Consider the following 3,920-nt stretch of genomic DNA (forward strand, 5'->3'; position numbering starts at 1 on the left):
GACAGCCGTGGGGTGAATGCCGGGGGGCTGACGAAAGGGCTGATAAAATAGGGCGATCGCCTGGGCAAAGGTGAGGCGGGGCTGAGGTGTAGCCAACCAAGCTAGGCCCCGTGCTGTTGCTCGCTGCTGAATTGCCTCATCCATGGGCAAAACCAAAGCACTAGCGACAGTATGGTCAATTGCTGGGGCATACTTCGTGCTTTCCACATAGCTGAGGGTAGCGGGCTGGGCTTGATGAATGGGTGAAGTGCCCGTAATCTCTGGCTGGACATCGGGCAAAACTGTCAGACTGCTCGCCGTTGCTCCAAGTTTTTGCACCAGGTCTGTAAACCGCATAACATGTCGTGGTGATAGAGTGGTCACCCATCACTCTATACCAGATTGCCATCTCAACGATCCTTTCAAAGACAACCAGCCTGATACGGCTAAAAAGGGGTAACTTGGCCACCTAGATTTTTGACGATCGTGCGGGTATTGACCACCCTCATGTTGATATATGTATCACCAGGGCTGCCAGGAGCACCGATTGAGTCAGAATACAGTGGTGGTGTTGCTAGCTTTACTTGGGCTGCTTCTGCGACCGTTGTAATTAGCCGAGGATTGATGGTGGTTTCGGCAAAAATAGTTGGCACCCCCAGTTGGCGAATTGACTCTGCCAATTGCTGCACTGTTTGAGCACTAGGTTGCTCCTCTGTACTGATGCCGATTAATGTTCCTGCTACTTTCAACCCATAGGTGTTGGCATAGTACTGAAAGGCATCATGGGTGGTAACTAATTGCCGTTGCTGAGTGGGGATCGTCTGAATTTGCTGCGGGATCCATTGATGTAGTCGCTCTAGCTCACGTATCAATACCTCTGCATTGTGAGAGAACGTAGTCTTATCACTTGGGGAAAGGCGTATCAATTCATCCCGAATGAGTGCCACCATAACGATCGCGTTCTTAGCACTACCCCACACATGGGGATCGGGGACAACACCCCGTTGACGATCGTTCAGTTGCAGGGGGGCAATTACCTCACCCACAGCTACCTTGTGAGCCGAGATCCCAGCCGCATTGATCAGTTTAATGATGTTCGGCTCTAGATTATAGCCGTTGTAAAGAATTAGCTCTGCCTCTTCCAACGATCTACTATCAGCAGGTACCGGTTCATAAATGTGGGGATCATCACCTGGTTTCAGGATCCCAATTACTGTAGCCCTATCACCTGCAATTTGCTGCGTCCAGTCCGTAATTATTGTGCTAGTTGTCACTACATCAGGCTTGCCATCCCTATTCATAGCCGGACTCTGGGTTGTAGCGTTGGGCTGACAGCTCCCTATCCACAAGCTGCACAGCATGACCGCACTAGATAGGAGATGATGCGTCCATCGTTGAGGTGGGTGAGTAGTCATGATCTTGATTTCATAATTTATTCATTTTTTACGCTACTATGAATTTCATGATCATTTCATTTTTAAGGCGTTGATGATGAATACTGGCACGATCGTTGTTGATCGGTTAACGGTGCATTATCGACAGGTGCAAGCCTTGCGGAATGTGAGTTTTTCCCTAGAGGCTGGGCACTTAGTTGGTATTGTTGGCCCTAATGGTGCGGGTAAAAGTACCCTGTTAAAGGCTATGGTGGGTCTAATTCCTACCCTGGCAGGGGTTGTGCGCTACAACGATCGTCCTCTAACGACACAGCTTGACCGTGTAGCCTACGTCCCCCAACGATCGCAGATTGACTGGACGTTTCCAGCCACGGTTTGGGATGTGGTGCTAATGGGGCGTGTGCTGAAGTCGGGCTGGTTTCAACGGGTGTCTGCGGTTAGCAAGCAGGTTGCCATGGCGGCCCTAGAGCGTGTGGGCATGGATAAGTATCGCGATCGTCGCTTGGGTAACCTCTCTGGTGGTCAGCAACAGCGAGTGTTTTTGGCACGGGCGCTAGCACAAGAAGCTGATTTGCTCTTCCTCGATGAACCCTTTGTAGGGGTAGATCAGGCTACAGAAGATATCCTCTTCCAAATTTTTGCTGAGTTAGCCGCCGCGGGCAAAACTGTCCTAGTAGTCAACCATGATTTAGGGGAGTCAATCACCCACTTTGAACAGTTGTTGCTATTAAATCAAGACCTCATCGCCTTTGGTTCTCGACAGCAGGTGTTGACTCCAGAGCATATGACCCGTGCCTACGGCGGTCAAGTGGCCTTCTTTTCGGCTGCCTAGCGTCACTCTTCAAAATTGATTATGTGGAACTTGTTGTTGGATCCTCTGCAATATGCCTTTATGCAGCGATCGTTGGTCATGGCTGTAACAATTGGAGTGATTTGTGCTGTGATTGGTAGTTACCTGATGGTGCAACGATTGGCACTGTTAGGAGATGCCATCAGCCACTCCCTGTTGCCTGGTTTAGCCATTGCCTTTGTGGTGGGGATCAATCTGTTTGTGGGGGCGTTTGTGGCAGGTGTGCTCAGCACAGTGATTATTGCTTGGATTCACACCCGATCGCCTATCAAGGAAGATGCTGCCATGGGGATTGTGTTCTCAGCCTTTTTTGCCCTAGGAATTACCCTGATCACGATCGTGCAAAAAGATAACAAGATTGACTTGAACCACTTTCTATTTGGCAACATTTTAGGGGTAACGGGCAGTGAGGTGCGGGATACTGCTGTCATTGCTGGTGTAATCATCGCCTGCGTTGTCCTGTTCTATAAGGAACTGCTGTTTTACAGTTTTGATCCCCTAGGGGCAAAGGCAAGCGGCTTACCAGTGACTTGGTTGCAATCAGGCCTAATGGTGCTAATTGCCCTGACGGTGGTGGCCAGCATGAAAGCCGTAGGAGTGATTTTGGTGTTAGCGCTGCTGATTACTCCCTGTGCTACGGCCTATCTGCTAGTGCCGCGTCTACACCAAGTTATGATTGTCGGGGCAGCGATCGGCATCGCTAGCAGCCTTAGTGGTATGTACCTCAGTTACTATTACAACTTGCCCTCTGGCCCTGCGATCGTCCTTGTGGTATCTAGTCTGTTTATGTTGGCATTTCTGTTTAGCCCTACCTGTGGAGTCTTAACCAATCCCCAAGCTCAACCTGAAGAGTAAAAGCACAGCAAACTTGGGGATTAATTAGCCCTGACATGGACTGTGGATAGCACTAGCCTTCTCCAGAAACCACCTTAGGCAATACAATGCCTCTCTAGAAATCACCTTAGACAGTACAATTCAATAGAGAATCAATGGAGACTGTTGGTGCGTTTAGAAACTAGCGGCGTTCGCAACGTGCTAGCAGTTCAGGGGTTTAGAGTCTAAGCTAAGGGGAGACGTGCACAATTCTACACTTCACAGTGTGTTCGCCCACGGAGTTCCTAAAATCACTATCAGTCGCTACAGGTTGGAATAATTCCGCGCCATTCTTGAGAGGTAGCGGTACACTGCAATTACGAATAAAGGGTAGTAAATCTTATGAAAGCACAGGGCAATCAATCAGGGAACTCTGATGCAACTAATGTCCAGGCAGCCAATGCGGCCCTGCGATCAGTAACGCAAGATCTCAAGGTCTTGCAGCAGAGTTTGATTGTCCAGTTAGCGCAGGATGTAGCTAGGCTTCAGGCAGAAAAAGCTCGGTTACAGGCAGATGTCGATCGCCTCCGCGCCCATCAACAACAACTCCAAACCCAACAGTTAGAAGCTCTGTCTCAGCGGCAAATCGCTCAGCAACAGCTCTGGGCAAAACGATTAGCTGAAGCCCTAGCTGCCCACTTAGAAGGTGCTATCTTGCAGCGGATGGAGCAGTGGGCACAAGAACAACCCCGTGATGTTGCAACGTCTAGCGGGCGGAGTGCTCTGCCCTCAGAAATTGTTGCGACTAACGGGCTAAGTGATAGTTTTAGTGAGCGAGTACATCATCTGTTAAGTTCCCTAGATGCTACCCTGAGGACGCTGCG

The 3,920-nt window shown here is 49.8% G+C and carries 5 protein-coding genes; 3 read left to right on the plus strand and 2 right to left on the minus strand.

The features are described 5' to 3' along the window. The coding region (locus tag NZ772_15280) for a UDP-3-O-(3-hydroxymyristoyl)glucosamine N-acyltransferase (GenBank protein MCS6814917.1) at positions 1-336 on the minus strand (336 nt) is incomplete at its 3' end. Between the two features lie 89 nt (positions 337-425). After that, positions 426-1,394, minus strand: a complete 969-nt coding sequence (locus tag NZ772_15285) for a zinc ABC transporter substrate-binding protein (protein MCS6814918.1) — start codon at positions 1,392-1,394, stop codon at positions 426-428. Positions 1,395-1,467: 73 nt separating this feature from the next. On the opposite strand from NZ772_15285, the gene NZ772_15290 reads away from it, so the two are divergent. The 3 genes from NZ772_15290 to NZ772_15300 all read left to right on the plus strand — a co-directional run. Next, complete coding sequence (locus tag NZ772_15290) at positions 1,468-2,205, plus strand: metal ABC transporter ATP-binding protein (GenBank protein ID MCS6814919.1); 738 nt, start codon at positions 1,468-1,470, stop codon at positions 2,203-2,205. A gap of 21 nt (positions 2,206-2,226) precedes the next feature. After that, positions 2,227-3,078, plus strand: a complete 852-nt coding sequence (locus tag NZ772_15295; protein ID MCS6814920.1) for a metal ABC transporter permease — start codon at positions 2,227-2,229, stop codon at positions 3,076-3,078. Between the two features lie 360 nt (positions 3,079-3,438). Further along, positions 3,439-3,920: hypothetical protein (locus NZ772_15300; protein MCS6814921.1), on the plus strand; the 482-nt coding region annotated here is incomplete at its 3' end.

The organism is Cyanobacteriota bacterium (assembly GCA_025054735.1).
GTDB lineage: Bacteria > Cyanobacteriota > Cyanobacteriia > SKYG9 > SKYG9 > SKYG9.

Coding starts and splice junctions, on each gene's coding strand:
- NZ772_15285 (MCS6814918.1), bottom strand. CDS start 1,394: ATGACTACTCACCCACCTCAACGATGGACGCATCATCTCCTATCTAGT.
- NZ772_15290 (MCS6814919.1), top strand. CDS start 1,468: ATGATGAATACTGGCACGATCGTTGTTGATCGGTTAACGGTGCATTAT.
- NZ772_15295 (MCS6814920.1), top strand. CDS start 2,227: ATGTGGAACTTGTTGTTGGATCCTCTGCAATATGCCTTTATGCAGCGA.